Below are 26,497 nucleotides of genomic sequence, written 5' to 3'. Positions count from 1 at the left end.
CGGGCAAGACACCTCCGCGCGAGGATTTTCCCAAAGCGTTTTCGAGCGAAGTGGGTACCGGTTCGCGTGAAGAAAACGCGTCAAAACAAGAATCTAGGCCACGAAGCGCGGCTGTTCCGCCCTGTCCCGGCCCGGCAGCACGGCGCCGACGGCGCGGATGCCGTCGATGAAAGCCCGCGCCGAGGCCTCCCAGGTGTAGGCGGCGGCGAATTCGACGCAGGCCTTCCTGGAGATGTCGAGTGCGGCAAAACAGGCGTTGCGCAGGTCATGGTCCAGCGCGCCGACCGGCGCATCGCCGATGACGTCGCGCGGACCCTTGACCGGGAAGGCCGCGACCGGCAGGCCGCTCGCCAGCGCCTCGAGCAGGACCAGGCCGAACGTATCGGTCTTGCTCGAAAACACGAACACGTCAGCCGCCGCATAGATGTCGGCCAGTTCCTCGCCGTGCTTTTCCCCGAGGAAAATCGCCTCGGGATAGGCCTCCTCCAGAGCGTTGCGCGCCGGGCCGTCACCGACGATCACCTTGGTGCCGGGCAGATCGAGATCGAGGAACGCCTCGAGATTCTTCTCCACCGCGACGCGGCCGACCGAGAGGAATATCGGCGCCGGCAGGCAAAGATCGACAGCGCGAGGATGGAACAGGCGGGTGTCGACGCCGCGCGGCCACAGCACGACATTGTCGAAACCGCGCTCGTCGAGCTCCCGCGCCAGCGCCGGCGTCGCCGCCATCACGGCCCGGCTCGGGCTGTGGAATCGGCGCAGCGCCCGCCAGATCAGCGAACCCGGCACCGGCACGCGGGCGCGGACATATTCAGGAAAGCGGGTATGGAAGCTGGTCGTGAACGGCAGCTTGCGCTGGCGGCAATGGCGGCGGACCATCAGGCCGATCGGCCCCTCCGTCGCGATATGGATGCTGTCGGGCCGGGCGTCCTCGATCAGCTTTGCAATGCGGGCCGGGCGCGGCATTGCCAGCCGAACGTCGCGATAGCTCGGCATCGCGAAGGTGCGGAATGATTGCGGCGTCAGGAACGTGAACTCGGCGTCGAGCGATTTGGCGGCGTCAGCGAGCTTGGTCAGCGTCCGAACCACACCGTTGACTTGCGGGTGCCAGGCATCGGTCGCGACCAGGATGCGCATCAAGCTGCCCTTGCTGCCACTTGCGTCACTTGTGCGGGTTTCTGCAGATGATCCGCCCAGGTGATGATCTCGAAATGGCCGTCGTCATGCTCGACCAGCGCGGTGCAGCTTTCGACCCAGTCGCCGCAGTTCATGTAGCGGATGCCGTTCTCGTCGCGGATCACGGCATAGTGGATGTGGCCGCAGATCACGCCGTCGGCGTCATGGCGCCGCGCTTCGGCCGAGAGCGCCTGCTCGAACGCGCCGATATAATTGACCGCGTTCTTGACCTTCTGCTTGGCCCATTGCGACAGCGACCAATAGGGCACGCCGAACAGGCGGCGGAAGAAGTTGACGAAGCGATTCATCTGGATCGCGAAGTCGTAGGCCTTGTCGCCGAGATGGGCGAGCCAACGCGCGTTCTGCACCACGAGGTCGAAGATGTCGCCGTGGATGACGAGATAGCGCTTGCCGTCCACGCCGGTGTGCACCGTGTTCTCGACGACGTCGATGCCGCCGAAATGCGTGCCGTAATAGTTGCGCAGGAACTCGTCGTGATTGCCGGGCACGTAAATGATCTTGGCGCCCTTGCGCGCCTTGCGCAGCAGCTTCTGCACCAGGTCGTTATGCGATTGCGGCCAGTGCCAGCTCGATTTCAGCGCCCAGCCGTCGACGATGTCGCCGACGAGATAAATCGTATCGGCGTCATGGTAGCGCAGGAAGTCCAGCAAAAGATCGGCTTGAGAGCCGCGGGCTCCAAGATGAACGTCGGAGATGAACAACGTGCGAAAGCGCCGCTCCGGGCTCTCGTCACTCACATCGTAACTTCCCATGCGCCAGCCTGTAACCGTGTCCCGTGACAAGGGGATGACCGATTGAACCCTTGAGGCCCCTCAGATACGAATCGAACCTTGCCTCGCCCTCCCCGCGAATATCAGTCACATGCGACAATCAGGCGACATGATCAGCCGATGATGGCCCGCAAGACCGCGGAACCCCCGGCCTCATTGGTTAATATCGGGACAGACGGCGCCAGCAGGACGCCGGCGTCAGTAAAACTTGTGGAAATGATGGATCGGCCCGTGGCCATGACCGACGCTGAAACGGTCGGCAGACCCGATCGCCGCGCTGATCCAGCCTTTGGCGTTGCGTACCGCCGTCGCGAGATCCTCGCCCTTGGCGAGGCCCGCCGCCACCGCTGACGACAGCGAACAGCCGGTGCCGTGGGTGTTGCGGGTGGCGACGCGCGGTGCGGCGAGCGCCAGCGTGGTGTCCGCAGCGACGAGATAATCGGTGCTCTCCGCGCCCTCGCCGTGCCCGCCCTTGATCAGAACCGCGCGGCAGCCAAGCGACAGCAGGCGGCGTCCCTGGCTTTCGATCTCGGCCTCGCTTCGCGCGATCGGTTCTTCGAGCAGCGCGGCCGCCTCCGGCAAATTGGGCGTGATCACGGATGCGAGCGGCATCAGTCTCGCGCGCAACGCCGTGACGGCCTCTGCGGCGAGCAGGCGGTCGCCTGATGTTGCGACCATCACGGGATCGAGCACGACATGGCGAGGCTTCCAGCGCGCCAGCGCAGCAGCGATCGCATCGATGCTCGCGGCCTGCGCCACCATGCCGATCTTCACCGCGGCGACATCGAGATCGGAAAACACGGCATCGATCTGCGCTGTGACGAACGCTGCCGGCACCGCGTGAATGCCGGTGACGCCCTTGGTGTTCTGTGCCGTGAGCGCCGTGATTGCGGATGCGCCGTAGACGCCGAGCGCAGCAAAGGTCTTCAGGTCGGCCTGAATCCCGGCCGCGCCGCTCGAATCCGAGCCGGCAATGGTGAGCGCCACGGGCGTCGTCATCGCAGGATATTCCTGCTCGAAAAGGACATTGGCCATCGCCTGTCCTAGCGCGCCGGCGCAGCCCCAGCAAGCCGGCGAATCAGGCGGAGCCGGTGCTGCGCGGGATTGTCGTCCCGTAGGCGTGCATATCCTGAGAAAATATGACCACGGCATCGACCGGCCTTGGCGCCCGAGTGTGCAAATGACACGTTAGTGAGTGGATTCGTTCAGCGACGCCAAATTGCGGTCCGGCTTCGGCCGCAATCCTCTCGGGAAGAAATCATGTGGGCCTTTTTTCAACGTCTGCTCGATTCGTCGACGCTTTCACCGCACGGCATCTGCCTGTTGTGGGAGCCCGAGCTGATCTGGCTCCACGTCGCCTCCGACGCCGTCATCGCCGCCGCCTATTTCTCGATCCCGTTCGCCCTCACCATTCTCGTCACCAAGCGGCGCGACCTCCAGTTCGGCTGGGTCTACTGGGCGTTCGCGATCTTCATCATGGCCAGCGGCCTGACGCATGTGCTGTCGATCTACACGCTCTGGGTTCCGATCTACGGCATTGAGGGCATGGTCAAGGCGGTCACGGCCGCGGCCTCTATCTTCACCGCCGGTGCACTATGGCCGCTGCTGCCGAAGATCCTGACGATCCCCTCCCCGTTCGAGCTGCAAAAGGTCCAGGCCGCGCTCGAGGAGGAAGAGATCAAGAGCCGGGACGCGGCGCTGCTGCTCAAACAGGTGGGGGACGCTCAGCGCGCGATGCGCGAAAGCATGACGCGACTCACCGCTGTCGTCGAGACTGCGGTCGACGGCGTCATCCTGTTCGACGCACAAGCCCGCATTCTCCTGTTCAACCCTGCCTGCGAGCGGTTGTTCGGCTATCGCGCCGACGAGATCATGAATTGTGACATCGGCATGCTGATGTCCAATGAGGAAAGGCCCTCCTCCACAGCTCATGCGCGGCGTTTCGCAACCGGCGAAGCCATCGGCCTGCGCAAGGACGGCTCGACGTTTCCGATGAACCTCTCGGTGGGCCAGGCATGGCAGGATGGCGAGCTGATCCACGTCGGCATCATCCACGATCTGACCACGCGCAAGCTCACCGAGCAGCAGCTCCAGCAGGCACAGAAGATGGAGACGGTCGGCCAGCTCTCGGGCGGCATCGCCCACGACTTCAACAATCTCCTCACCGTCATCATCGGAAACGCCGAGCATCTCAGCGAGCAGCTCAAGGCGCGGCCCGATCTGCGGCAATTTGCCGACGACATCTGCGAATCAGGCGAACGCGGTGCGGAACTGACGCAGCGGCTGCTGGCGTTCAGCCGCCGCCAATTGCTCCAGCCGCGTGCGATCGATTGCGGCGAGCTGATCCTGTCCATGCTGAAACTGCTCAAGCGCACCTTGCGCGAGAACATCGAGATCAGGACGACGGTCGGTCCCGGCACCATCCAGGCCTTTGCGGACCGCGCCCAGCTCGAATCCGCCGTGCTGAACCTTGCGCTCAACGCGCAGGACGCGATGCCGTCAGGCGGACATCTGACGCTGAGCACGGAGATCGCCGCGATCGACGACGACTATCGCGCCCTTCACCCGGAGGTCGCATCCGGAAGCTATGCGCTGATCTCGGTCACCGACGACGGCGAAGGCATGCCGCCTGAGGTCATCGAGCGCGCGTTCGAGCCGTTCTTCACCACCAAGGAGGTCGGCAAGGGTTCCGGCCTCGGGCTGAGCATGGTCTATGGCTTTGCCAAGCAATCCGACGGCCATGTCTCAATCTATAGCGAACAGGGCCTGGGGACGACGGTCCGGATCTACCTGCCCCGCCCCGGCGGCGGACAAGGGCTGGCCGACATGCCCGAGACTGACGAGGCTGCGCCGCGCGGCCGTGAGACCATCCTGATCGCGGAGGACGATCCGTTCGTACGCTCCTCGGTGATCCAGCGGGTGGAGGCGCTGGGCTATCGCGTCGTCGCCGCCGTCAATGGCAAGGAGGCCTTGCACCGGCTGCGCGCGGATCCGGGCATCGACATGCTATTCACTGACATCGTCATGCCCGGCGGCATGAGCGGCTGGGAGCTCGCCGAGCAGGCCCGGCGTATCAGGCCCGGCCTGCCGGTGCTGTTCACCTCGGGCTATGCGCTGGAGACCCTGGTCGAGCAGGGCCGCGCGCAGGCTGAGGCCGTGGTCCTGACCAAGCCCTATCGCAAGGCCGAACTGGCCCAGCGGCTCAGGGATGCCTTCGCAGCAGCGGTGGTGGCGTCGTAAACCCCGGACGGCTCTCTGGCGGTCGGCCGGCCCGCTTGCTAAATCGCGCCGGTTTTGGCCTATTAGCCGCCAAGACATGTCTTCGGAGTTGACTGCAATGGTTCCTTTCTTTGTCCAGATCAAATGCAAGCTTGGTCAGTCCTACACGGTGGCCAATGCGCTCGCCGAAGCCGAGATCGCCTCCGAGATCTACTCCACCGCCGGCCAATACGATTTGCTGGTGAAGTTCTATGTCGACAAGGACACCGACATCGGCCACTTCGTGAACGAGAAGGTTCAGGTGCTGCCCGGCATCCAGGACACGCTCACCATCATCACCTTCAAGGCGTTCGGCACCGGCTAGAGCATGATCCGGAAAAGTGTGAAGCGGTTTTCCCTCGCGACATCAGCGGAACGCGTTTGCGCGGAGATCATGCTCAAACAAAGAGCTAAAGCGCGATGACGATTCAACCCGCTTTAGCCGCACGCGCTCAGCCGCCGCCCTCCTTGCGCTTGGGCGGCGTCGGGCCATCGACCGGGGGCAGCGACTTCAGGTACGCCGCCATCGCGGCGCGATCCTCCGGCTGCAACTGCGCGAGGTTCTTGATCACCGGCCGCATCGCGCCCGATGCGCTGTCACCCTCGGGCATGTCGCCGGTCTCGAGGAAGTCGGCGATATCCTTCTCGCTCCAGCTACCTAAGCCCTTCTGCGTGATGTTCGGCACCCAGCCCTCGCCTTCGGGATTGGGACCGCCGGCAAAGCGCTGCGAGCTGATGACGCCGCCGAGAACATTGCGCGGACTGTGGCATTCGGCGCAATGGCCAAAACCATTCACGAGGTAGGCGCCGCGATTCCACTGCGCGGAGCGCGTTGCGTCAGGCAAGAACGGCCTGACATCCATGAACAGCAATTTCCAGATGCCGACATTGCGGCGGATATTGAAGGGAAACGGCAGTTCGTGGTCGCGCACGCGACCCGAGACCGGCGGCAGCGTCTTCAGATAGGCAAAGAGATCGCGGACGTCGTCGACCTCCGCAAGATGATAGGACGTGTAGGGAAATGCCGGGAAGTAGTGCCTGCCCTCGGGCGAAATGCCGCGCATCACCGCATTGACGAAATCAGCCTCGCTCCAGCGGCCGATGCCGTCGGTGGGGTCAGGCGAAATGTTCGGCGCATAGAACGTCCCGAACGGCGAGCCCAGCGCGAGCCCGCCGCCGAGCTTCAAGCGATCCGGCTGGTTGGGCACGGCATGGCAGGAGGAGCAGCCGCCCGCATTGAACAACTCCTGCCCATTGGCGAGATCAGGCTTGCGCGTCGGCGCCGGCAACGCCAAGGCGCTCGGCGCGGTCAGCCACCAATAGACGGCAAAGGCTGCGACAGCAGCGATCAAAGTAACGTAAATTGTTCGTCGCAGCATGAAAAATCCCGTTGAGCTCAAGCGTATTTACGGGTCATCCCGCCGCAGCTCCAGCCACGAATAATTTAGATGGTGTGACTGTAATCCGGGAATAAAATCGCAGTCGCACTGTTTGCAAGGTGACAGCAATCAGGCGTCAACAGGGAGAGACCCATGAACAAAGCACTTTTTGCCACGCTGGCACTCGGAGCTGCCGTCGCATTCGCAGGCCCGGCCAGCGCGGAGAAGCTGAAGGCGACACTGGACGGCAAGTCCGAAGTGCCCGCCACCACCACCAGTGGCACCGGCACCGCCGATATCGACTATGACGCCCCAACGAAAAAGCTGTCCTGGAAGGTGACCTATTCCGGCCTCTCCGGCCCCGCCACTGCCGCTCATTTCCACGGCCCTGCCGAGGTCGGCAAGAACGCCGGCGTCGCGATCCCGATCCCGGGCATCGCCAACAGCCCGGCCGAAGGTTCGGCGACGCTGACCGACGCGCAGGCCTCCGATCTCCTGTCCGGCAAGCTCTACGTCAACATTCACACCGCGGCCAACCCGGGCGGCGAAATCCGCGGCCAGGTGACGAAGTAGAGATCATCAAGACCTCATCGTTGAAGGCCGGGCGCGAGCGTCCGGCCTTTTTGATTCCGAAACGACAGGTGATGCCCGTGCACTCAAGCCGCACTCAGCGCATGCTCGAGATCGGCGATCAGATCGGACGGATTTTCGATCCCGATCGACAGGCGGATGGTGCAATCGAGCACGCCGATCTTGCGGCGGATATCGGCGGGAACGCCGGAATGAGTCATCGTCGCCGGCAGGCTCGCCAGCGATTCCGTGCCGCCGAGGCTGACCGCGAGCTTGAGGATCTGCAAGCCGTTGAGAAACTTCTCCGCCGCCGCCTGGCCGCCGACGATGTCGAACGAGAACGTCGATCCCGCGCCTGAGCATTGCCGCGCGAACACGCGCCCCGAGGGCGAGGTCTCCTCGTGATGGCCGAGATAATGAACCTTCGCCACCTTGGCGTGATCGCGCAGGAAATCCGCGACGAGGCGCGCATTGCTGTTGGCCTTCTCCATGCGCAGGCTGAGGGTCTCGAGCGAGCGGTTGATCATCCAGCAGGAATGCGGATCGAGCTGGGTGCCGATGGCACCGCGCAGCGCCTTGATGCCCTTCATGACTGCCTTGCTACCGAGCGCTGCGCCCGCGATCAGATCGGAATGGCCGCCGACATATTTGGTCAGCGAGTACAGCGAGATGTCGGCGCCGTGCTCGATCGGCCGCTGAAACACCGGGCCAAGCAGCGTGTTGTCGCAGGCGATGATCGGCGTGTAGCCCTGGGCCTTGCCGATGCTGTCGGCGACGCGGCGCATCAGCGCGATGTCGACGAGCCCATTGGTCGGGTTGGCCGGCGTCTCGACCAGGATCATCGAAACCCGCCCTCGACGCATGGCCTCCTCCGCGGCCTGGTTGACCACCGCCTCATCGACGCCGTCGGCAAAGCCGACCGCGCCGATCGAGAAGCGCGACAGCGTGTTCGTCAGCAGGGTTTCGGTGCCGCCATAGAGCGGCTGCGAGTGGAGAATGACATCGCCCGGGCGGACGAACGCCAAAATCGTCGTCGAGATCGCCGCCATGCCCGAGGAGAACAGCGCGCAGCTCTCGGTGCGCTCATAGACCGCGAGCCTGTCCTCGACAATCTCGCTGTTGGGATGGTTGAAGCGCGAATAGACGAGCCCAGCGCCCATCCCCTCCGGCGGCTCGCGCCGGCCGGCGACGTAGTCGAAGAAGTCCTGCCCGTCCTCGGCCGTTTTGAACACGAAGGTCGAGGTCAGGAACACCGGCGGCTTGATGGCGCCTTCCGACAGCTGCGGATCATAGCCATAGGTCAGCATCAGCGTTTCCGGATGCAGCATATGGTTGCCGATATGGGTTTTCGACGGGAACGGTTTTGCCATGGCCTGTCTCGCTGTTGGCTGCGATCGCCGCCCGCGGCGCGACTCTCGATAGCGTCAGGCATCAACGCCGCGGCGGCGCGACCAAACATAGTCCTTCTGACGGCGATCCGTCAGGGCGTGGGAGGAGAATTTGCGGCACTCACGGCTGTCATTCCCTGCGAAGGCGGGGAATCCAGTATTCCAGAGACGTCAAACGTTCCCTGCACCGTCGCGGCGTACTGGATCGCCCGCCCCAGTGCGCAAGCGCGCACAAGGCGGGCGATGCACTGAGTTTGTAGCTATCGTTGACGCAACCTACGTCGCCTTACTTCAGCTTCAGCCGATACGTCTCGTGGCAATCATTGCAGCGGTCGTTGATGGTGGTGTAGGCCGCCTTGAGGCTGGCGACATTGTGGATCTTGCCCTTGACGTCGGCGATCGCCTTCTGCACCGGCGGGATTTTTGATTCGAAATCAGCCTTCTGCTGCCACACCTTTGGCGACGAACCATAGGTGGCGTTGACCACGGCCTGCTTGGGATTGACCTCGAAGGTCTTGGCAATCTTGGCGACGTCCGCCTCCAGGCTGGCGATTGCCTCGTCGACTTGCTTCTGGTTGTAGGGAATGTCGCCCTTCGCCATCTTGAGGATCACGCCGTACATGCTCTTGGCCTGCGAGCGCATCAGATTGTCCTGCTGGACGGCGACCTCCTGCTGCGCCATCACGGCGCCTGCACCCAGAAACAGGGTGCCCGCGACAACAAACATTCGTTTCATGAGTCTTCTTCTCCGGCTCGCAAGTCGGTTGGGGGAACAGGCCATTGATGGTTAGAACCCGGCCGCGGGCGATTATTCCCACCGCGAGCCGGGCGCGACGCCTTACAGGCTGTGGCGGCGGTGGTGCTCGTTGATCGCGATCCACACCCGCTCCGGCGTGGCCGGCATGTCGATGTGATCGATCTTGTATTCGCGCCAGAGCGCATCGACGATGGCGTTGACCACGGCCGGGCAGGACCCGATCGCGCCGGCCTCGCCCGCGCCCTTCACACCCATCGGATTGGTCGTGCAGGGAATGTTGTGGGTCTCGAACACGAAGGACGGGCCGTCCGCCGCGCGCGGCAGCGCGTAGTCCATGTAAGTCGCGGTGATGAGCTGGCCATCGGTCGCGCCATAGACCACCTGCTCCATCAGCGCCTGGCCGATGCCCTGCATGGCGCCGCCATGCACCTGGCCCGCCAGCAGCAGCGGATTCAGCGTCTTGCCGAAATCGTCGACGATCACGTAGTTGACGATTCTGATGATGCCGGTGGCCGGATCGATCTCGACCTCCGCCAGATGCGTGCCGTTCGGGTAGGTGCCGTCAGCGCTGGCGAAGGTCGCGCTGCCATTCAGCTTCGACGGATCGACGCCGGGCCGCTTGGCGAGATCCGCGAACGAGATCGAGCGGTCGGTACCGGCGATCCTGATGATGCCGTCGGTGATCTCGAGGTCACCGGCGCTGGCTTCCAGCGCCTGCGCCGCGATCTCCTTGAGCTTTTGCCCGAGTTCGCGCGTGGCGCGCTCGACGCTGACGCCGCCTGATGGAATCGAGGCCGAGCCGCCGGTGCCGAGGCCCGTGGCGATCTCTGCCGTGTCGCCCTGGCGGACGTGGACGCGCTCCGGCGCAACGCCGAACTGCTCGGCGACGATCTGCGCATAGGCGGTCTGGTGGCCCTGCCCGCTCGACTGCGTGCCGATCAGGACGGTGACGTCGCCATTGGGGTCGAGCCGCACATTGGCGGTCTCCTCGCCCATCACGCCGCAGATCTCGACATAGCTCGCAAGGCCAATGCCGCGGATCAGCCCGTGCTTCTTCGCCGCCTTGGCGCGTTTTCCGAATTCCTTCCACTCGCCGATTTCCATCGCGCGCTTCAGATGCGCGGCGAAATCGCCTGAGTCGTAGACCTTGCCGGTCGCGGTCTTGTAGGGCAACGCCTTCGGCGGGATGAAGTTCTTGCGACGGATCGCATCCGGCGTCATCTCGAGCTTGCGCGCACAGGCATCGACCAGGCGTTCGATGACGTAGGCGGCCTCAGGCCGGCCCGCGCCGCGATAGGCATCGACCGGCACGCTGTGGGTGAAGATGGTGCGCACCCGGCAGTGGAAGGCCTGGATATCGTAAAGGCCCGGCAGCATGCCGGCGCCGCCATGCGGGATATAGGGCCCGAAGGTCGACAGATACGCGCCCATGTCGCCCATCAGGTCGCAATCCATCGCCAGGAACTTGCCGTCTTCAGTCAGCGCCATCTTGGCGGTGGTGACGTTGTCGCGGCCCTGCGCATCGCCCATGAAATGCTCGGAGCGATCGGCCGACCATTTGACGGCCTTCTTCAGCTTGCGCGCGGCGACCGCCATCAACGCGTATTCGCGGTACGGGAACAGCTTGGTGCCAAAGCCGCCGCCGACATCGGGGCAGATCACCCGCATCTTGTCGGTGGGGATGTTCAGCACGTTCTGGCAGAGGATGTCGCGCAGACGGTGGCTGCCCTGGCTGCCGACCGTCAGGGTCAGATGATCGGCCTTGGCGTCGTATTCGCAGACCGCCGCGCGCGTCTCCATGAAGCTCGCAACCACGCGCGGATTGACGATCGAGATTTCGGCAACCGTATGCGCCTTGCCGAAGGCGGCTTCAGTCGCTTTCTTGTCGCCGATCGAGACGTCGAACAGCACATTGCCCGGCTTGTCCGGCCAGACCTGCGGCGCACCTTTCTTGACGGCGTTGACGACGCCTGTCACCGCCGGCAGCGGGCTCCATTTGACGTCGATGGCCTCGATCGCGTCGCGGGCCTGGTCGATGGTCTCGGCAACCACGAAAGCGACGGCGTCGCCGACATGCCGCACCTCGTCCTTGGCCAGGATCGGGTAAGGCGGGCCGGTGAACGGATCGGTCTCCAGATTGAAGAGGCAGGGCAGATTGCCGAGATCGCCGACCTCGGCCGCGGTGAGAACCAGTGCGACCCCAGGCAGCGTCCGGGCGCGGCTCGCATCGACGGTGAACTTGGCGTGTGCATGCGGCGAGCGCAGCACCAGGCAGCGCAGCGCGGCCTGCGGCGTGTAATCGTCGGTATAGCGGCCCTTGCCGCGGATCAGCGCGTCGTCCTCCTTGCGCAGCACGCTTTGGCCTACGCCGAATTTGATGGGGGCTGCCATTGTCTTGTCCCGTCCTATGGTTGTTTTGCCGGCATATTGCCGTGGAAAAAGAGGCAGTGCAAACGGGTTTAGGCAGGCGGCCCCCGCGAAAAAATGACCCGTGCCTAGCGCCTCAGAGCGGGATCGGACGGAACGGCCGCAGCGCGGTCATTTCCCTGTGGGGCCTGATGCGTCAGGCCCCAATGGAAGCCGGGCTGTCGGGGCCGGCGCTAGTGCTGAATTTCCTCATCATCAGGTAATGGTCATAGGTGGTATCACCGATGCGAATGACACTGGGATCGGTGCCATAGATCTCGAAACCATTTCGCTGATAAGTCTTGATGGCAGCAACCGCCGTCGATCCCACGGCAAGGTGCACCTGCTCGACACGCGCCTCGGCTTGGGCAAGAAGCTCCTTGACGAGCCGATCTCCGACACCCTTGCCGCGTTCGTTCTCCCGCACATAGACCGAGAAGATATGTCCCCTATGCTGCGATTTCCTGTATCGCGAGACATAGAAGCCCGCCACTCCGATCAGACCCTCACATCCAAACGCGCCGAGGATCGTCTCGCCGAGCCATTGGCGATAGGCCGCCATCATCACATCTCCGCCTTCGTCCTCTTCAGGAGATCCAAACGTCTGAGGATGCGCCCGAATTGCCTCCGCGCGAATCTCGCGGAGACAATCCAGATCATCGACAGTCAATCGTCGGATTTCACAATCCGCCTGAGAAATGACCGCGTTTGAGACCATGATATCAGCCCTTCTCTTATCTTAGCGCGGCATGGTCATTTACATCCCACGGCCGCTCCATAGATACATCGTGCTATCCCTCAACTTGTCGATGGCGCGTTGTGGCGAGAGATAGTCGACCTCGCCGCGCGTCAGGCCGATATCCACCAGCTCCCTGTCGCTCAGATCTTGCAAGGCGACCTGCGGATTCTGGCGCCGCGCCAGAAACGCAAGCCAGGCTCGCTGGAGCAGACCGAGGAGGCTTGGCCTTGGTGCGGCCGTTGGTCCGGCAGCATCCGGCAAAGCGCCATCCAGCGCCGAGGCAGACGCCTTGAGGCGCTCCGCTAACGCCTGGTCGATCGCGCTCTTTGCCTGGACGATCGAGAGCGTGAGGCCGCGCCTTGCGGCCTCTCCCTCAATTCCGGGTGAGATATCCGTGAGTTGTGGTGGCATCGTATGCTCCTGCTGTTGTGCCGGCAGGGAGCGTGGCCAAACAAAGGCCCCGTCCGATGCCGGCGGGGCCTGGTGGAAGAGATGTCGTCGTCAAAATGCTAGCGCACGACTCCTTCCACGGCCCAACCGAAGCGGGTCATGTTCGAGAAGTTTACTTTGCGCGGGCATTTCATCATGCCTCGTCCATAGCATGGCAACCGCGCATAATCAAGAGATGTGCGGAGGCTGACTGCACCCTGAAGGCGAGCCCTTGCCGCGACGACTTCCGAGCCTCTGCTGACGTGCCCCAAATTTGCCGATTGGCGCAGAACCAGCACACAGGCATTGGTCGTTGGCCGCATCGGCCGTCAACCCGATGGCCGCATCAAGGTCGAGTTTCGGCTTTGGGACGTCTCCAGCGGCAAGCAACTTACGGGCTGGCGGTATATCGGCAGTCCCGGCGATGTCAGCGGCGTCGGCCATTTGATTTCCGGCGAAATCTACCAGAGCATCACGAACGAGAAACATACATTTGAGTAGAGCTTTGCAGGATGCGCATTTGGTTTTCTTTATTTGCAGGCATCATCATTTTGGTCGGTGCATCTCTGCGATCTGGCGCAGAACAACTTCAAGCGCTCACCCCACGCACAGTCAGGCTTCTTTTCCGCGGCTGCACGCCGCGGAAAAAACATCGCCGGACGATCAGACGGCCGCGCTCCTGTTGAGAAGTTCAGCTGAGGTCATGAAGGATTCCGGCCATGGACAAGATCAGCGCGATCAACGTCCAGACCAGGGGGCTATTCAGAAACGGCGACACCTGAGCCTCCGAACTCGGCGGGAAAATCCTTCAGTTTCGGCAGGCCGTCCCTGATCGGCAACACCGTCTCGGAATAATTGACGTGCACGCCCGGCGCGAAGTTCAGCGTCGGCAATGTGGCTGCGTAGACGTCGACGAGCCCAAGCGGCGGATGGTCGCACATGAGATGCCCCCCGCAGCCCTTGCAGTATTGCCGATGGCTCAGCTCCGATTGTGCGTAGGTGGCGACGAATTCGGCGCCCTTGGTCACCCGCACGTTCTGCGGCTTCCACAATGTGAATGCGTTCACTGGGGCGGCCGACCAGGAGCGGCACGACGAGCAATGGCAATATCCCATGGCCTCCGGTGCGCCCTCCGCTTCGATTTCAACCGCGCCGCAAAAGCATTTGCCGCTGTAAATCGTCATGATGTCGATCTCCTTGATCTGATCTGTTGAACGTCTGAAGCTTCGGACCTATTTCGCGAATCTTGCCTGGATTTCAGCGAGGCCCGCTTCATAGACGCCGAGCAATGCTTCGCTCGCGGCCTTCTCCTGCCCTGGCTCGGGCGTATAGGAGCCATTCCAGGTAATGGTGGAAGCGCCATTGGCTTTCGAGGTCACCTTGATCGTTGCGGTGTGGTTCGAGACGGGCAGCGGGCTCGTCAGGAACTTGTAGGAGTAGCTGTACTCGGCCTCATTCCGGGCGACTTGCGTCTCGACGAAAGCGGCTTTTCCGTCCTTCGTGACGAGAATGCGCGTTGATGGCGCCTTGCCGTCCTCGATGCACTGACCCACCGGGGGCAGCCAATCCTTGATCGCGCAGAACGGCCCGATCAGCGACCAGACGTCCCGGGCAGCCGCCTTCACGTCAACGCTGCGGCTGATCGTGGCCACAGCGGCGGATGCTGTGCCCGAGTGGAGCAACACCGTGCCGAACATCGCAACGCTCGCCATGGAGAGCCTGGGCCTGCAGAAAATCCTTGTCATCGTAATTACCCTGTCATTGTGAGTTGATGCCATGAGGCTCTCGGCCGGCGCGTCGCGACGGTCCTTCAAGCCCGGTGGAGCGGTCCAAATCCGCATGCTGAGAGGTAGCAAGGGCCCTCTGCGCGCCTCTAGTTCACGAACTGAATCGATGCCGGTACAGATTTTGAACTGGAAGCCCCTGCGAATTCCGCAGTACGTTCGCAAATGGTCCACCAGGAGAGAGAACATGGCTGCTGGCAGCTACAAGCAGTTCTGTCCCGTCGCGATGGCCGCCGAGGTTCTGTGTACACGCTGGACTGTGGTGCTGCTGCGGGAGCTGATGGCCGGCTCGACGCGCTTCAATGATCTGCGACGTGGTGTTCCCCGGATGTCGCCCGCGCTGCTATCGCAGCGGCTCAAGGATCTCGAGTCGGCGGGGATTGTCGCGCGGGAAGCATTGGCTTCGGAGCCTGGCCTCTATGAATATCGGCTGACCCCGGCGGGACGTGAACTCACTCCCATCGTCGAAGGATTTGGAATCTGGGGCCAACGCCGGATCAAGGCCGACCTGTCGCTCCAGCACCTCGACGTTCAACTGCTGATGTGGGATATGCGGCGAAATCTGAATCCGACGCCGATGCCCAGGCGGCGAAACATCATCCAGTTCGTCTACCCCGAGCTTTCAGCGACCCAACGACACTGGTGGCTGATCGTCGATCCCGAGGAAGGCGTCGACCTGTGCTCGGTCGATCCCGGATTTGACGTCGACCTCTATATTTCCGTCGATCTGCGCAGCATGACTGCTATCTGGATGGGGCTCGACACCGTCCGTGCGGCCGTGGACAGTCGCCGAATGATTCTGACCGGCGATCGGCAAATCGCATCCTCGATGCAAACTTGGCTTGGTCTCAGCCCGTTCGCCAAGGAGAGAAAACTGGCGAGTTGAATGCCGACCATTCGCTCGGGTCTAGCCGCGTACCAGCGAGACCAGCCAGCGGCGCCCGAACAGAACGAGGATCGCGAGCGCGTAGACGATCGTGCCGCCGACGGCGAGCAGGACCAGCGTCACTTCATCGTGAAAGCGCATCGCGCCCAGCGCAGATCCGGTGAATCGCGCGATCAGCCAGAAGGCGGCCGCAAGGATGATTCCGGTCAGCAGGAATCTGCCGAGCGACATCAGCCACGCCCGATCAAGCACGAGAAAACCGCGCCGCACGGCGAAGAACAGCACCAGCAAGAGATTGGTCCAGACGCCGACGGCGGTCCCGAGCGCCAGGCCGATCTGAGCCAGCGATCCCATCAGGGCGACCTTCAGTGCGACGTTGACGGCGATGCCGGTCAGCGAAGCGCGCACCGGCGTCGCCGTATCCTTGCGGGCGTAGAAGGTCGCGACCGCGCTGCGGATCAGCACGAAGGGGATCAGGCCGATCGCATACGCAGCGAGCGTGCCGCCCGCTGCAATCGCGTCAGATTTGGAGAACGCGCCGCGGGCGAACAGCGCACGCATGATCTCGTCGGGCACGGTGAGGAACGCCGCGACGAACGGGATCGAGAACAGCAGCGTGAAATCGAAGGCGCGGCGCTGCGCCTTCATCGCGCCGTCATGGTCGTTGGCCGTGATGCGTTTTGACATTTCCGGCAGTAGCACCGTGCCGATGGCGATGCCAATGACGCCGATCGGCAATTGATTGAGACGGTCGGCGTAGTACAGCGCCGACAGCGCGCCTGCCGGCAGGAAGGTCCCGATGATGGTGTCGGCGAACAGCGCGATCTGCGTCCCCATCGAGCCCAATGTGGCCGGCCCGAGCGCCTTGAAGAAGCTGCGGACGTCTTCGTCGAGCCTCAGCGGCGCGAAGCGCGGCAGACCGCCATGGCGAGCGAGATCGCCGGCGAGCAGGAAATATTGCAGGAAGCCCGAGATGAGGACGCCCCAGGCCGCAGCATGGCCGGCGGTCGGAAACCAGACGGCGACCGCAAGCGTCATCATCATCGCGACGTTGAGGAAGATCGACGCGGCGGCGGCACTGGCAAAGCGCTGCATCACGTTCAGCATACCGCCATAGAGCGTCACCAGCGTGATCAGCAGCAGATAGGGAAAGGTGATCCGGGTCAGTTCGATCGCGAGCTTGCGCTGCTCGGCGTCCTCCGAAAAGCCCGGCGCCAGAATGCTCATGGCCTGAGGCATGAACAGCCAGGCGACGATCAGCAGCACAACTTGAGAGGCCAGCAGCAGCGTGAAGATGCGGTCGGCGAAAAGGTGTGCCGCCGCCTCCCCCTTCTCGCCATGGACATGTGCATAAGCCGGCACCCAGGCAGCGTTGAAGGCACCCTCGGCGAAGATTGCGCGGAAATGATTGGGCAGTCGCAGCGCCACGAAAAAGGCGTCGGCCACAGGGCCGGCGCCAAGGATCGCCGCGAGCATGATGTCGCGGGCAAACCCCGTCAGCCGCGAGAGCAGCGTATAACCCCCAACCGTGAAGATGCGTCCGAGCATGCGGACTGTTCTAGAGCATGGCGCGATTAGGTCTAGATGCAAACCGCAATGGAAGTGCGCCCCCTCCCCTGCTTGCGGGGGAGGGTTGGGGAGAGGGTGTCTCGACAACGAAGACTCCCCCAGAGGAGAGAACCCTCACCCGCGCCTTCGGCGCGACCTCTCCCGCAAGCGAGAGAGGTGAAGCAAAAAAATCACCCCGCGAGCGCGCCGCAGACGGCAGCGATGATTCGCTCCTGATCGGCTTCGGTCAAATAAGCGTGCATCGGCAAGCTGATGACGTCTTGCGACAGGCTCTCGCAGGCAGGCAGGCCGCCCTCGGCGACCGGATATTGCTTGTAGGCGGACTGCTGATGCATCGACTTGCCGTAATAGACCGCGGTCGGCACGCCCTGTGCCTTCAGCGCGGCGGCGAAGCCGTCGCGGTCGGTGCCTTCAGGCAGGCGGATGGTGTACTGCGCCCAGACCGAGGTATTGCCCGGCGCCAGACGCGGCACGGTGACCACATTGGAGAGGCCGCGCGCGTAGCGCTCGGCGACCTTGTTGCGAGCGGCGATCTCGTCGTCAAAGATCTTCAGCTTCTCGATCAGGATCGCGGCCTGCATGGTGTCGAGCCGGCCGGTGAGGCCGAGGCGGATATTGTCGTATTTGTCGACGCCCTGCCCATGCACGCGGATGCTGCGCAGCGTCGCCGCGAGCTCGTCGTCATCGGTCAGAATCGCGCCGCCGTCGCCGAAGCAGCCGAGTGGCTTTGCCGGAAAGAAACTGGTCGTGGTGGCGAGCCCGAAGGTGCCGAGCTTGCGACCCTTGTAGCTTGCGCCAAAACCTTGCGCGGCGTCATCGATGATGAAGAGGCCTTCGGACGCGGCGATCTCGGCGATGGCATCGTGGTCGGCCGGCTGTCCGAACAGATCGACCGGAATCACCGCCACAGGTTTCAAGCCGGCCTTGCGCGCGGCCGCAATGCCGCGCTTGAGGGATTCCGGATCCATGTTGAAGGTCGTCTCATCGACGTCGACATAAACAGGCGTCGCGCCGGTCCGTGCCGCCGGCGAGGCGGTCGCAATGAAGGTGAAGGACGGACACAGCACGGCATCGCCGGGCCCCACGCTCTTGGCCATCAGCACCATCAGCAGCGCATCGGTGCCGTTGGAGCACGCCACCACGTGCTTGGCGCCGCAATAAGCCGCAAGCTGCTTCTCGAGCTCGAAGACCTCAGGACCGTTGACGAACTGGCAATGGTCCATCACGCGCTTGACGGCGGCATCGAGCTCCGCGCCGAGCCGGCGGCGCTGCGAGGCGACGTCGATGAAGGGAATCGGTTCGGAACGAAGATGCTGGTTCATGGTCTGGTTCTTGGCGCCTTCTTGCCTGGTCGACATGGAGGGATTTAGCCGGCGACGCGGCGCGGGCCCTTGCGGGCGGGCGACGTCGCTGCGGGCCGCGATGGCGTCTCGAGGCACTGCGTCGCGATCTCGAGGCTGGCGACGCCTTCGTCGCCGGTGACCGCAGGGGTCTCGCCGTTGCGAACGGCCTTGAGGAAGGCGATCAGCTCGGCGCGCAGCGGCTCGTCATGGCCGACAGGCAGATGCCGCATCGAATAGCTGCCATCAGGCTTGAAGCCGAAGCATTCGGTGACCTGGCGCGTCAGAAGATCGCCCATCACGTATTTGCCGCGGGTCGCGACCGTGACGCTGCGCGCTTTGAACGGCGTCAGCCAGTTGGTGTTGATATGGGCAAGCACGCCATTGGCGGTGCGGAACTGGAGCAGCGCGATGTCCTCGCGCTCGGCGACCGCGCTCGACAGCTGCGGCTGCACCTCGACAATGTCGGATTCGGTGAACCAGCGGATCAGATCGATGTCGTGCACGGCGAGGTCGATGACGACGCCGACATTGGACATGCGCGGCGGGAACGGGCCGACGCGGGTGATCGCGATGGAGAGAATGTCCTCGCCCGCGATCGCCTGCTTGACCGCGGCAACGGCCGGATTGAAGCGCTCGACATGGCCGACCATCAGCGTGACGCCGGCCTTTTGCGCGGCGGCGACGATCTCGCGGCCCTCTTCTACCGTGGAGGCGATCGGCTTCTCGACCAGCACGTGGATATTCCTGGCGATGCAGGCCAGCGCGACTTCGTGATGCAGATGCGTCGGCGCCGCGATGGTGACGGCATCGACGCCCGCGGCGAGGAGCTGGTCGAGCGTCTCGAAGCTGTTGCAATTGGCGAGCTCCGTCGCGCGCGCCCGATGCGCGGGCGAAGGATCGACCACGCCGATCAGGGTGACGCCGGGCAGACCGGCGAGCACCCGCGCATGGTTGCTGCCCATCACGCCGGCGCCGATGACACCGACGCGCAGGCCGGCCTTTGCCGGCTGTGATCCCTTGGAACTCATCTGAGCAAACCCCGATTCACCGCAAATCCCCGGGCTGCTTCTAGCACGGGCGCCACAGATGTGGCGAATGCCGGCCAAATTGACCGGACACGATTTGATTCAAAAAGTTACACGTTCTCCGGGCCTTAGCCGCCGAAAGCGGGCTTTTGGGGCCCGGATCGCGTGATTCGGAGTTCGCTGGTTACGACCTTTGATAGTCGTCTTCAATCCGGATGATGTCGTCTTCCCCGAGATAGGAGCCGGTCTGGACTTCGATCAGTTCCAGCATGATTTTACCGGGGTTCTCCATCCGGTGCACCGCGCCCATCGGGATGTAGATGGACTCGTTCTCATGCACCGTCTTCACCGTCTCGTTGACGGTGACGCGGGCGGCACCGCGGACCACGATCCAGTGCTCGGCGCGATGGTGGTGCTTCTGCAGCGACAGCCGTCCGCCCGGCTTCACCACGATGCGCTTGACCTGGTGGCGCTCGCCATTGTCGACCGACTGATAGCTGCCCCAGGGGCGATGCACCTTGAGATGCTCCTCGGTGACCTTGGGCGCGACCGCCTTCAGCTTGGTGATCAGGCGCTTCAGCCCGTTGGCGTCCTGCTGGCGCGAGACCAGCACCGCATCCGCGGTCGCGACCACGACGAGATCGTCGACACCTTCGAGCGCGACCAGCGCATGATCGGTCGTGACGTTGCAGTTGCGCGAATCCTCGAACACGGCGGTGCCGTGCGCCGCATTGCCTTGCGCATCCTTGTCGGACAATTCCCACACCGCGCGCCAGGAGCCGACATCGGACCAGCCGCACGACACCGGCACCACGGCCGCGCGCGAGGTCTTTTCCATCACGGCATAGTCGATCGAGATCGCCTTGGCCGCACCAAAGGCCTGCGGCTCCAGCGTCACGAAGCCGAGATCGCGGCCGGCATTGTTCACCGCCGAGGACACCGCATCCACGCTCGCCGCATCGACCTTGCGATATTCGTCGAGCAAGAGGCTTGCGGGAAACATGAAGTTGCCGCTGTTCCAGAGATAGCCGGAATTAACGTAATCTGAAGCCTTCACCGCATCCGGCTTCTCGACGAAACGCGCAACCGCGTGCACCTCGCCTGAGATCACCTCACCCGGGCTGATATAGCCGTATTCGGTCGCCGGCCGCTCCGGCTTGACGCCGAAGGTGACGATGCGTCCCGTGCTCGCGGCGCTGAGGCCCTCGCGGCACGCCGCGATGAAGGCGGCATTGTCCCGCACCACATGGTCGGCGGCGAGCGCCAGCACGATCGCTTCACTGGTGCGGTTTTGCGCGAATGCCGCGCCGGCGGCGATCGCGGGACCGGAGTCGCGGCGCATCGGCTCGAGGATCACGTCGGCCTCGATGCCGATCTCGGCGAGCTGCTCCAGCACCATGAAGCGGTACGCCGCATTGGTGATGACAACAGGCCGGTCGAACAGCGACGCATCGGAGACACGCAGCAGCGTGTCCTGGAAGGTCGAGCGCGGGCCGAACAGCGGCAGGAACTGTTTTGGCCGCACCTCGCGCGAAGCCGGCCACAGCCGCGTGCCGGCACCACCGCACATGATCAGGGGGATAATGCGTTTGTCCATCGTCGTTTCAAACCTTGTAGTGGTCGCGATACCAGGTGACAAAATTGTGGACCCCGTGCTCGATCGGCGTTGACGGTGCAAAGCCGGTGTCGCGCATCAAATCCTCGACATCCGCGAACGTTTCCACCACATCTCCCGGCTGCATCGGCAGCAATTCTTTGATCGCCGTCCGGCCCAGCTCCCGCTCCAGAAGTCCGACGACATGCATCAGCTCTTCGGGGCGGTGATTTCCGACATTGTAGGTTCGAGACGGCGCATTTGCGGCAGCCGGATTGTCCGCAGGCACAAGATCGATCAGTTTGGACACGACCCGGGTCACGTCGTCGATATAGGTGAAGTCGCGGCGCATCCTGCCATGGTTGAAGAGCCGGATCGGCTTGCCGGCCAGGATGGCGTTTACGAACAGAAACATGGCCATATCAGGCCGTCCCCACGGGCCGTAGATGGTAAAAAACCGCAAGGCCGTGACCGGCAGCCGGTACAGATGGCTGTAGGACTGCGCCATCACCTCGTTCGCCTTCTTGGTGGCGGCGTAAAAGCTCACGGGATGATCGGTCCGGTCCTGCACGGAAAACGGCAGTTTCGTGTTCGCGCCGTAAACGGAGGATGACGAGGCGTAGACGAGATGACGACAGCCGTTGTTCCGACAGCCCTCCAGCACGTTGAGAAAGCCCTGGAGGTTGGAATCGACGTAACTGTGGGGCTGGTCGATCGAGTAGCGGACGCCGGCCTGGGCCGCCAGATGCACGACTTTGGCAAATCGATGTCGCGCAAACAGCGCCGCCATCGCCTCGCGATCGGCAAGATCGGCCTGCACGAAAGAGAAACCGGCCTCGCTCCGCAACAGCGCCAGCCGCGCCTGCTTCAGCGCCGGATCGTAATAGGTGTTGAGATTGTCGAGTCCAACGACCGGCCTGCCCTCGGCCAGGAGCTGCCGGGCGACGTGAAAGCCGATGAAGCCCGCGGCTCCCGTGACCAAAATCGCCTGATCCGTCATCCTGTTCCCAAGGTAAATCCGCGAAGGCAAATCCGAGGACATGCTTCGCCACACCGGCCATGCCAGTCTCTTTAGACGGCGTCCCGAGGGGGCCGCAATAGCCGGCCATTTTAACAGTAAAGAGCCCCCACAAGGGCTTAAGAGCCATTGCAAGAGAACTCAAGAGGGCTTCAAGAGAGCTTCAAGAGGGCTATTGCAAGATCGGCGCCAAAACCATACCAAAGCGGCCGAATTCGACGCCTGGCGTCGGGTAACCTCAACCTTCGCCAACCCAGTTCATGCGGACGAGATGCGCCGAATCCTGCTGTCGACGGCCAAAATCCTGATCTCCGCGGCCCTGCTCTATCTGGCATTGCGCAAGGTCGATCTGACCGAGCTGGTCTCGCGCTTCACCGTATCCAGCCTGCTCTGGTTCGGCCTGGCGATTGCGGTGACATTCCTGCAGATCTTCATCGGCGTGTTGCGCTGGCGCGATGTCAGCGCCGCATGCGGCGCGCCGCTCGAGCTCACCCGCGCCATGCGCTACAACGTGATCGGCTCCTTCTTCAACCAGACCCTGCCCTCCGCGATCGGCGGCGACGCGGTCCGGCTGTGGCTGGTCGCGCGCGCCGGCGCCGGATGGCGTGCGGCGACCTATTCGATCTTCGTCGATCGCGCGATTGGCCTGATTGCGCTCGCGATTCTCATCGGCGCGAGCCTGCCCTGGAGCTTCCAGCTCATCACCGATCCGAACGGGCGTTCGGCGCTGCTGCTGATCGATCTTGCGGCCCTCGCCGGCGGCCTCGGCTTCCTGGTCTTCGGCGCGCTGAAATGGCGCTGGCTGAAGACCTGGTGGGCGACCCATCACCTCCACGCCTGTGCCGTGATCGCCAATCGCGTGATCTTCAGCCGCAGGCACGGACTTCCCATCGCCATCCTGTCCTTCGTCATCCACGCGCTCGCCGCCGTCATCGCCTGGTGCGTGGTGCAGTCGATCGCCGCGCCAGTCAGCTTCGGCCAGGTCTTCCTGCTGGTGCCGCCGGTCATGCTAATCACCTTGATGCCGATCTCGATCGCCGGCTGGGGTGTGCGCGAGGCGACCATGGGGCTCGCCTTCGGCTTTGCCGGGCTCGCCGCCAATGAGGGCGTCAACGTCTCGCTGCTGTTCGGCGCGGTCTCGTTCACCGTCGGCGCGGTCGGTGGCCTCGTCTGGATCCTCAGCGCGGAGAAGGCCGCGCAGGGCTCGGCGCCGATCGGAGTGCCGGAGTGAGCCTGGCCGCGATGCCCGCGCTGCTTGCCGTCGCGATCGCCGCGCTGATGTCGGCGCTGATCACCTGGATCAGCCGTCCGCTGCTCCAGCGCTATGCGTTGGCGCGGCCGAACGCGCGCTCCTCGCATCGAATTCCGACCCCGCAAGGCGCGGGCATCGCGGTCATCGCCGCGACGCTGCTGGTCGCATTGCCGTGGGCCGCCTGGGCCAACGTTGCGATCCCGCTGGCGCTCGTCATTGCAACGGTCGTGATCGCAATCGTCGGGTTCGCCGACGACATCGTGTCGCTGCCGGTGCTGGTGCGGCTCGCGCTGCAAGCCGCCTGCGTCGGCGCAGTCGTGTTCGCCGCGCCCGAGACCGCGCGCATCGTGCCGGCCCTGCCGCTGGCGCTGGAGCGTTGCGTGCTTGTGCTCGGTGGTGTCTGGTTCGTGAACCTCGTCAACTTCATGGACGGGCTCGACCTGATGACGGTGGCGGAGGTGGTGCCGGTCAGCGCGGCGCTGCTGCTGCTTGGCATGCTTGGTGAATTGTCCTGGCCGGCGGTGCTGATCGCCACCGCGCTGTGCGGCGCCATGCTCGGCTTTGCACCGTTCAACAAGCCGGTTGCAAGAGTGTTTCTGGGCGATGTCGGCAGCCTGCCGATCGGCCTTCTGCTCGGCTGGTGCCTGCTTGAGCTCGCCTGGAGCGGACAAATCGCGGCGGCGCTGCTGCTGCCGGCCTATTACCTTGCGGATTCCACCATCACGCTGTTCCGGCGCATCGCAAGACGCGAGCAGTTCTGGTCGGCGCACCGCTCGCATTTCTACCAGCGTGCCACCGACAACGGCTTCACCGTCCTCCGGATCATCGGTGAGGTGTTCCTGGTCAATCTCGTGCTCGCGGCGCTCGCCGTCCTCACCGTTCGCTCAGGCTCGGCAATGGTCACGCTGCTGGCGCTGTTGGCGGGCGCGCTCACGGTCAGCTTCGAGCTGCGGCGGTTCTCCCGCCCTCAGTCATCCTGAGCTGTCAGCGCCAGCCGCAGGCCCTCGTCGAGCGACACATCCGGCTGCCAGCCGGTCGCAATTGCCTTGGAAATATCGAGTTCGAGCGAGCCGATCAAGCTGTCATGTGTGTCCTGACGGCCGAGCACGACGAGCAGCGAGCTCAACAATTTCGACGACATTCCGAACAGACGCGGGCTCTTGCCGAACGCGTTGGCCAGACGCTCAATGAATACCGGCGTCGAGACCTGCTCCTCGTCGGCCGCCAGGAAGACCTCGAAATTGCTTGCCGAGTCGGAATTGCCGAGCCGGCGCAGGATGAAGGACGAGAGGTTCTGCACCGCTAGGAAGGCGCGGTGGTTGCGGATCGCGGCAAAGGGCAGCGGTAATCCAAGGTTCACCGCGCGCGTCAGCAGCGCAAAATTGCCCTTGGCACCCGCGCCATAGACCAGCGGCGGCCTGATCACCGAGATCTTCAGGTCGCACTCGCGCGCCGGCGTCTTCAGGCCTGCCTCAGCCGCGGCCTTGGACATGCCGTAAGGCCGCGCGGGGTCGGGATTTCGTCCTCGCTGAACGGAGCCCGGCCCTCGTTGCTGCGGCCATGGACGAGCACAGTGCTGACGAAGATGAATTAGCGCACGCCCGCCTTGGCCGCGGAACGCGCCAGGTGCAGCGTGCCCGTAATGTTGACGTCGCGGTAGAGCCGGACGGCATGCTCCTCGTCCTTGTGATGCACGCGCGCCGCAATGGACGACGGAGTCGATGCCGTCCATCACCTGTGTCCAATCGGTATCGGGACCGATCGATTTAATCACGACCTTGTCGTCCATGCCCATCGGCCCGCGGAGCCGCACGGCGAACCGACGATCCCTCGCGCCTGAGCACGGGCGCGACGTGACGGCCGACGAATCCGCTCGCCCCCGTGACCAGTACAATCCGTTTCCGCGCGCGCTCATTGTTTCTCAGAAAGAACAGGGTTGCGCAACAAGTCGTCGATCACACCGGCATAGGCGTTCATCGCAACGCCGCGATCGAATCTCGCTGCGGCCTTCACGGCCCGCGCCGCCATGGCGCCGTCATTCGAGCGCGACGCTGCCCGGATCGCGTCTGTGAGCTGATCGGCACGGCCCGGTGTCACGACCCAGCCGAGCCCGTTCTCCACCACCGTCAGGGCCGCCTCGGCCTCGGGCTCGGACACCAGCACGACCGGGCGGCCGACCGCCAGCAGATTATAGAAACGGCTCGGCACCGACACGCCCGCAACATTCTTCCGGTATGGAATGATCCAGAGATCGGCGGAGGCGAGAAACGCTTCGAGTTCGGAATCCTCGACGCGCCCGACAAAAGAAACATTGGCGAGGTTCGCCGTCGCCTGCAACTGCTTGAGTCGTTCGAAGCCGATGCCCCAGCCGGACAGCAGGAAGTGAATGTCCGTCTCGTCCTTCAAAAGCCGCGCCGCTTCGAATACAATCTCCGGATCATGGGTGAAGCCGAGATTGCCCGAGAGGCCGACGATGAAACGCGCCGGAATTGCCTTGCGAAACGGATTGTCCGATGTCACCGGCCGCAGCGCGGGCGCGAGCGTCGCCCAGTTCGGGATGAAGCGGATCTTGTTGCGCGTTATGCCGGAATAGCTGAGCAGCGGCGCTTCCGCATCGCGTCCGATGGTCACAACGGCATTGAGGGCGCGAAACATTAGGCTGTTGGCGGCGCGCATCACACCCGCCATGATCGAGCGCGGCTTCAAAAGACCGGCCATCACCAGCACGTCGGGAAACAGATCGTGCATGATCAGCACCGAGCACGCGCCCTTGAGCCAAGCCGCCGCCACCACCGCGTAAGGCAGCATGAACGGCGCGGTGACCGTGAGCACGACGTCACCTCGCCGCAATTGCCGCAACAGCGCGACGAAGATGCGCAGCACGAACAGCAGCTCGGAGGCGCCGCGCCGGACCAGCGCCGCCTTTCCCGCAATCTGATTCTTGACGGCGACGACGCGGGGCTTACCCGGACCGGTTTGCGAGGCCGGCAGCGCCCCGGGCGAGCCTGACAGCACGACGACTTCGTGGTCATGCGCGAGGCGGCAGGCGATCTCGGCCATGATCGCCGCGGTCGTGCTCGGATCCGGCGGATAGTGCTGGCTTGCGACGACGATCTTGCTTTGAGGCTGCATG

26 protein-coding genes are annotated in these 26,497 nt (G+C 63.7%); 7 read left to right on the top strand and 19 right to left on the bottom strand.

The window, feature by feature from the left end; genetic code table 11:
• Positions 1-93: 93 nt before the first annotated feature.
• The 3 genes from XH80_RS19120 to thiD form a co-directional block, all read right to left on the bottom strand.
• Positions 94-1,137, bottom strand: coding sequence for a glycosyltransferase family 4 protein (locus XH80_RS19120; RefSeq protein WP_271599884.1), 1,044 nt, complete (start codon positions 1,135-1,137; stop codon positions 94-96).
• Entirely contained in the window at positions 1,137-1,949 is an 813-nt protein-coding gene (locus XH80_RS19115; protein ID WP_271599883.1) for a UDP-2,3-diacylglucosamine diphosphatase, read from the bottom strand. Before XH80_RS19115 ends, XH80_RS19120 begins: the two co-directional genes overlap by 1 nt.
• A gap of 216 nt (positions 1,950-2,165) precedes the next feature.
• Positions 2,166-2,966: a bifunctional hydroxymethylpyrimidine kinase/phosphomethylpyrimidine kinase gene (gene thiD / locus XH80_RS19110; RefSeq protein ID WP_271599983.1), complete on the bottom strand. Its 801-nt coding sequence runs from the start codon at positions 2,964-2,966 to the stop codon at positions 2,166-2,168.
• A gap of 261 nt (positions 2,967-3,227) precedes the next feature.
• Here thiD and XH80_RS19105 point away from each other — a divergent pair, with 261 nt between their 5' ends.
• Both XH80_RS19105 and XH80_RS19100 read left to right on the top strand, forming a co-directional pair.
• Entirely contained in the window at positions 3,228-5,207 is a 1,980-nt protein-coding gene (locus XH80_RS19105) for an ATP-binding protein (protein WP_271599882.1), read from the top strand.
• 97 nt (positions 5,208-5,304) lie between these two features.
• Positions 5,305-5,550 carry an Lrp/AsnC ligand binding domain-containing protein gene (locus XH80_RS19100; RefSeq protein ID WP_018642903.1) on the top strand — a complete coding sequence of 82 codons (246 nt, stop codon included), beginning with the start codon at positions 5,305-5,307 and terminating at the stop codon, positions 5,548-5,550.
• Positions 5,551-5,677: 127 nt separating this feature from the next.
• Here XH80_RS19100 and XH80_RS19095 read toward each other — a convergent pair whose 3' ends face one another.
• Positions 5,678-6,604 carry a c-type cytochrome gene (locus tag XH80_RS19095; protein ID WP_271599881.1) on the bottom strand — a complete coding sequence of 309 codons (927 nt, stop codon included), beginning with the start codon at positions 6,602-6,604 and terminating at the stop codon, positions 5,678-5,680.
• A 153-nt stretch (positions 6,605-6,757) separates the two neighbouring features.
• Between XH80_RS19095 and XH80_RS19090 the strand changes: the two genes are divergently transcribed.
• Positions 6,758-7,177, top strand: coding sequence for a CHRD domain-containing protein (locus XH80_RS19090; protein ID WP_057749031.1), 420 nt, complete (start codon positions 6,758-6,760; stop codon positions 7,175-7,177).
• 83 nt (positions 7,178-7,260) lie between these two features.
• On the opposite strand, the gene XH80_RS19085 is transcribed toward XH80_RS19090, so the two are convergent.
• From XH80_RS19085 to XH80_RS19065, 5 genes are all read right to left on the bottom strand, one after another.
• A complete protein-coding gene (locus tag XH80_RS19085) occupies positions 7,261-8,544 on the bottom strand; it encodes a cystathionine gamma-synthase family protein (RefSeq protein WP_271599880.1) in 1,284 nt (427 codons plus the stop codon).
• Positions 8,545-8,848: 304 nt separating this feature from the next.
• Positions 8,849-9,298 (bottom strand): cytochrome c, encoded by a 450-nt coding sequence (locus tag XH80_RS19080; protein ID WP_271599879.1) that lies wholly within the window; start codon positions 9,296-9,298, stop codon positions 8,849-8,851.
• Between the two features lie 102 nt (positions 9,299-9,400).
• The gene (locus XH80_RS19075; protein WP_271599878.1) at positions 9,401-11,710 is read right to left on the bottom strand and encodes a xanthine dehydrogenase family protein molybdopterin-binding subunit; all 2,310 of its coding nucleotides are present in this window, start codon (positions 11,708-11,710) and stop codon (positions 9,401-9,403) included.
• Between the two features lie 172 nt (positions 11,711-11,882).
• Positions 11,883-12,443: a GNAT family N-acetyltransferase gene (locus XH80_RS19070; protein WP_271599877.1), complete on the bottom strand. Its 561-nt coding sequence runs from the start codon at positions 12,441-12,443 to the stop codon at positions 11,883-11,885.
• Between the two features lie 39 nt (positions 12,444-12,482).
• Positions 12,483-12,875, bottom strand: coding sequence for a DUF1127 domain-containing protein (locus tag XH80_RS19065; RefSeq protein WP_271599876.1), 393 nt, complete (start codon positions 12,873-12,875; stop codon positions 12,483-12,485).
• Between the two features lie 273 nt (positions 12,876-13,148).
• On the opposite strand from XH80_RS19065, the gene XH80_RS19060 reads away from it, so the two are divergent.
• On the top strand, positions 13,149-13,394 hold the full coding sequence (locus XH80_RS19060) for a hypothetical protein (protein ID WP_333968837.1): 246 nt from the start codon (positions 13,149-13,151) through the stop codon (positions 13,392-13,394).
• Between the two features lie 257 nt (positions 13,395-13,651).
• Here XH80_RS19060 and XH80_RS19055 read toward each other — a convergent pair whose 3' ends face one another.
• A complete protein-coding gene (locus tag XH80_RS19055) occupies positions 13,652-14,077 on the bottom strand; it encodes a GFA family protein (protein WP_271599875.1) in 426 nt (141 codons plus the stop codon).
• Between the two features lie 48 nt (positions 14,078-14,125).
• Positions 14,126-14,638: an SRPBCC family protein gene (locus tag XH80_RS19050; RefSeq protein ID WP_271599874.1), complete on the bottom strand. Its 513-nt coding sequence runs from the start codon at positions 14,636-14,638 to the stop codon at positions 14,126-14,128.
• Between the two features lie 226 nt (positions 14,639-14,864).
• Here XH80_RS19050 and XH80_RS19045 point away from each other — a divergent pair, with 226 nt between their 5' ends.
• Positions 14,865-15,563: a winged helix-turn-helix transcriptional regulator gene (locus XH80_RS19045; protein WP_271599873.1), complete on the top strand. Its 699-nt coding sequence runs from the start codon at positions 14,865-14,867 to the stop codon at positions 15,561-15,563.
• A gap of 21 nt (positions 15,564-15,584) precedes the next feature.
• Here the strand turns inward: XH80_RS19045 and murJ are convergent, their stop codons facing one another.
• From murJ to XH80_RS19020, 5 genes are all read right to left on the bottom strand, one after another.
• Complete coding sequence (gene murJ / locus XH80_RS19040) at positions 15,585-17,111, bottom strand: murein biosynthesis integral membrane protein MurJ (protein ID WP_271599872.1); 1,527 nt, start codon at positions 17,109-17,111, stop codon at positions 15,585-15,587.
• Between the two features lie 191 nt (positions 17,112-17,302).
• Complete coding sequence (locus tag XH80_RS19035) at positions 17,303-18,490, bottom strand: DegT/DnrJ/EryC1/StrS family aminotransferase (protein ID WP_271599871.1); 1,188 nt, start codon at positions 18,488-18,490, stop codon at positions 17,303-17,305.
• A gap of 8 nt (positions 18,491-18,498) precedes the next feature.
• A complete protein-coding gene (locus tag XH80_RS19030; RefSeq protein ID WP_271599870.1) occupies positions 18,499-19,503 on the bottom strand; it encodes a Gfo/Idh/MocA family protein in 1,005 nt (334 codons plus the stop codon).
• A 181-nt stretch (positions 19,504-19,684) separates the two neighbouring features.
• Complete coding sequence (locus XH80_RS19025; protein WP_271599869.1) at positions 19,685-21,097, bottom strand: mannose-1-phosphate guanylyltransferase/mannose-6-phosphate isomerase; 1,413 nt, start codon at positions 21,095-21,097, stop codon at positions 19,685-19,687.
• Between the two features lie 7 nt (positions 21,098-21,104).
• Positions 21,105-22,094 carry an SDR family NAD(P)-dependent oxidoreductase gene (locus XH80_RS19020; protein ID WP_271599868.1) on the bottom strand — a complete coding sequence of 330 codons (990 nt, stop codon included), beginning with the start codon at positions 22,092-22,094 and terminating at the stop codon, positions 21,105-21,107.
• A 289-nt stretch (positions 22,095-22,383) separates the two neighbouring features.
• Between XH80_RS19020 and XH80_RS19015 the strand changes: the two genes are divergently transcribed.
• Both XH80_RS19015 and XH80_RS19010 read left to right on the top strand, forming a co-directional pair.
• Positions 22,384-23,343: a lysylphosphatidylglycerol synthase transmembrane domain-containing protein gene (locus XH80_RS19015; protein WP_057749774.1), complete on the top strand. Its 960-nt coding sequence runs from the start codon at positions 22,384-22,386 to the stop codon at positions 23,341-23,343.
• An 11-nt stretch (positions 23,344-23,354) separates the two neighbouring features.
• Entirely contained in the window at positions 23,355-24,344 is a 990-nt protein-coding gene (locus XH80_RS19010; protein ID WP_271599981.1) for an MraY family glycosyltransferase, read from the top strand.
• Here XH80_RS19010 and XH80_RS19005 read toward each other — a convergent pair.
• From XH80_RS19005 to XH80_RS18995, 3 genes are read right to left on the bottom strand one after another with little or no spacing between them, the layout of a single operon-like run.
• Positions 24,332-25,096 carry an NAD-dependent epimerase/dehydratase family protein gene (locus XH80_RS19005; RefSeq protein WP_271599980.1) on the bottom strand — a complete coding sequence of 255 codons (765 nt, stop codon included), beginning with the start codon at positions 25,094-25,096 and terminating at the stop codon, positions 24,332-24,334. The two genes, XH80_RS19010 and XH80_RS19005, sit on opposite strands and share 13 nt — an antisense overlap.
• A gap of 34 nt (positions 25,097-25,130) precedes the next feature.
• A complete protein-coding gene (locus tag XH80_RS19000) occupies positions 25,131-25,253 on the bottom strand; it encodes an NAD-dependent epimerase/dehydratase family protein (RefSeq protein ID WP_271599979.1) in 123 nt (40 codons plus the stop codon).
• A gap of 22 nt (positions 25,254-25,275) precedes the next feature.
• The gene (locus XH80_RS18995; RefSeq protein WP_271599867.1) at positions 25,276-26,496 is read right to left on the bottom strand and encodes a glycosyltransferase family 4 protein; all 1,221 of its coding nucleotides are present in this window, start codon (positions 26,494-26,496) and stop codon (positions 25,276-25,278) included.
• Position 26,497 lies beyond the last annotated feature (1 nt).

Origin of the sequence: Bradyrhizobium sp. CCBAU 45384 (assembly GCF_028128665.1) — a bacterium.
Lineage (GTDB): Bacteria > Pseudomonadota > Alphaproteobacteria > Rhizobiales > Xanthobacteraceae > Bradyrhizobium > Bradyrhizobium manausense.
The sequence above is the reverse complement of the archived record's forward strand: the minus strand, read 5'-3'. Positions and strand labels throughout refer to the sequence as shown.

Coding starts and splice junctions, on each gene's coding strand:
- XH80_RS19010 (WP_271599981.1), top strand. CDS start 23,355: ATGCCCGCGCTGCTTGCCGTCGCGATCGCCGCGCTGATGTCGGCGCTG.
- XH80_RS19025 (WP_271599869.1), bottom strand. CDS start 21,097: ATGGACAAACGCATTATCCCCCTGATCATGTGCGGTGGTGCCGGCACG.
- XH80_RS18995 (WP_271599867.1), bottom strand. CDS start 26,496: ATGCAGCCTCAAAGCAAGATCGTCGTCGCAAGCCAGCACTATCCGCCG.
- XH80_RS19105 (WP_271599882.1), top strand. CDS start 3,228: ATGTGGGCCTTTTTTCAACGTCTGCTCGATTCGTCGACGCTTTCACCG.
- XH80_RS19100 (WP_018642903.1), top strand. CDS start 5,305: ATGGTTCCTTTCTTTGTCCAGATCAAATGCAAGCTTGGTCAGTCCTAC.
- XH80_RS19030 (WP_271599870.1), bottom strand. CDS start 19,503: ATGAGTTCCAAGGGATCACAGCCGGCAAAGGCCGGCCTGCGCGTCGGT.
- XH80_RS19085 (WP_271599880.1), bottom strand. CDS start 8,544: ATGGCAAAACCGTTCCCGTCGAAAACCCATATCGGCAACCATATGCTG.
- XH80_RS19090 (WP_057749031.1), top strand. CDS start 6,758: ATGAACAAAGCACTTTTTGCCACGCTGGCACTCGGAGCTGCCGTCGCA.
- XH80_RS19095 (WP_271599881.1), bottom strand. CDS start 6,604: ATGCTGCGACGAACAATTTACGTTACTTTGATCGCTGCTGTCGCAGCC.
- thiD (WP_271599983.1), bottom strand. CDS start 2,966: ATGACGACGCCCGTGGCGCTCACCATTGCCGGCTCGGATTCGAGCGGC.
- XH80_RS19045 (WP_271599873.1), top strand. CDS start 14,865: ATGGCTGCTGGCAGCTACAAGCAGTTCTGTCCCGTCGCGATGGCCGCC.
- XH80_RS19120 (WP_271599884.1), bottom strand. CDS start 1,137: ATGCGCATCCTGGTCGCGACCGATGCCTGGCACCCGCAAGTCAACGGT.
- XH80_RS19065 (WP_271599876.1), bottom strand. CDS start 12,875: ATGCCACCACAACTCACGGATATCTCACCCGGAATTGAGGGAGAGGCC.
- murJ (WP_271599872.1), bottom strand. CDS start 17,111: ATGCTCGGACGCATCTTCACGGTTGGGGGTTATACGCTGCTCTCGCGG.
- XH80_RS19070 (WP_271599877.1), bottom strand. CDS start 12,443: ATGGTCTCAAACGCGGTCATTTCTCAGGCGGATTGTGAAATCCGACGA.
- XH80_RS19020 (WP_271599868.1), bottom strand. CDS start 22,094: ATGACGGATCAGGCGATTTTGGTCACGGGAGCCGCGGGCTTCATCGGC.
- XH80_RS19055 (WP_271599875.1), bottom strand. CDS start 14,077: ATGACGATTTACAGCGGCAAATGCTTTTGCGGCGCGGTTGAAATCGAA.
- XH80_RS19015 (WP_057749774.1), top strand. CDS start 22,384: ATGCGCCGAATCCTGCTGTCGACGGCCAAAATCCTGATCTCCGCGGCC.
- XH80_RS19075 (WP_271599878.1), bottom strand. CDS start 11,710: ATGGCAGCCCCCATCAAATTCGGCGTAGGCCAAAGCGTGCTGCGCAAG.
- XH80_RS19035 (WP_271599871.1), bottom strand. CDS start 18,490: ATGTCGACCAGGCAAGAAGGCGCCAAGAACCAGACCATGAACCAGCAT.
- XH80_RS19115 (WP_271599883.1), bottom strand. CDS start 1,949: ATGGGAAGTTACGATGTGAGTGACGAGAGCCCGGAGCGGCGCTTTCGC.
- XH80_RS19050 (WP_271599874.1), bottom strand. CDS start 14,638: ATGACAAGGATTTTCTGCAGGCCCAGGCTCTCCATGGCGAGCGTTGCG.
- XH80_RS19080 (WP_271599879.1), bottom strand. CDS start 9,298: ATGAAACGAATGTTTGTTGTCGCGGGCACCCTGTTTCTGGGTGCAGGC.
- XH80_RS19005 (WP_271599980.1), bottom strand. CDS start 25,096: ATGGACGGCATCGACTCCGTCGTCCATTGCGGCGCGCGTGCATCACAA.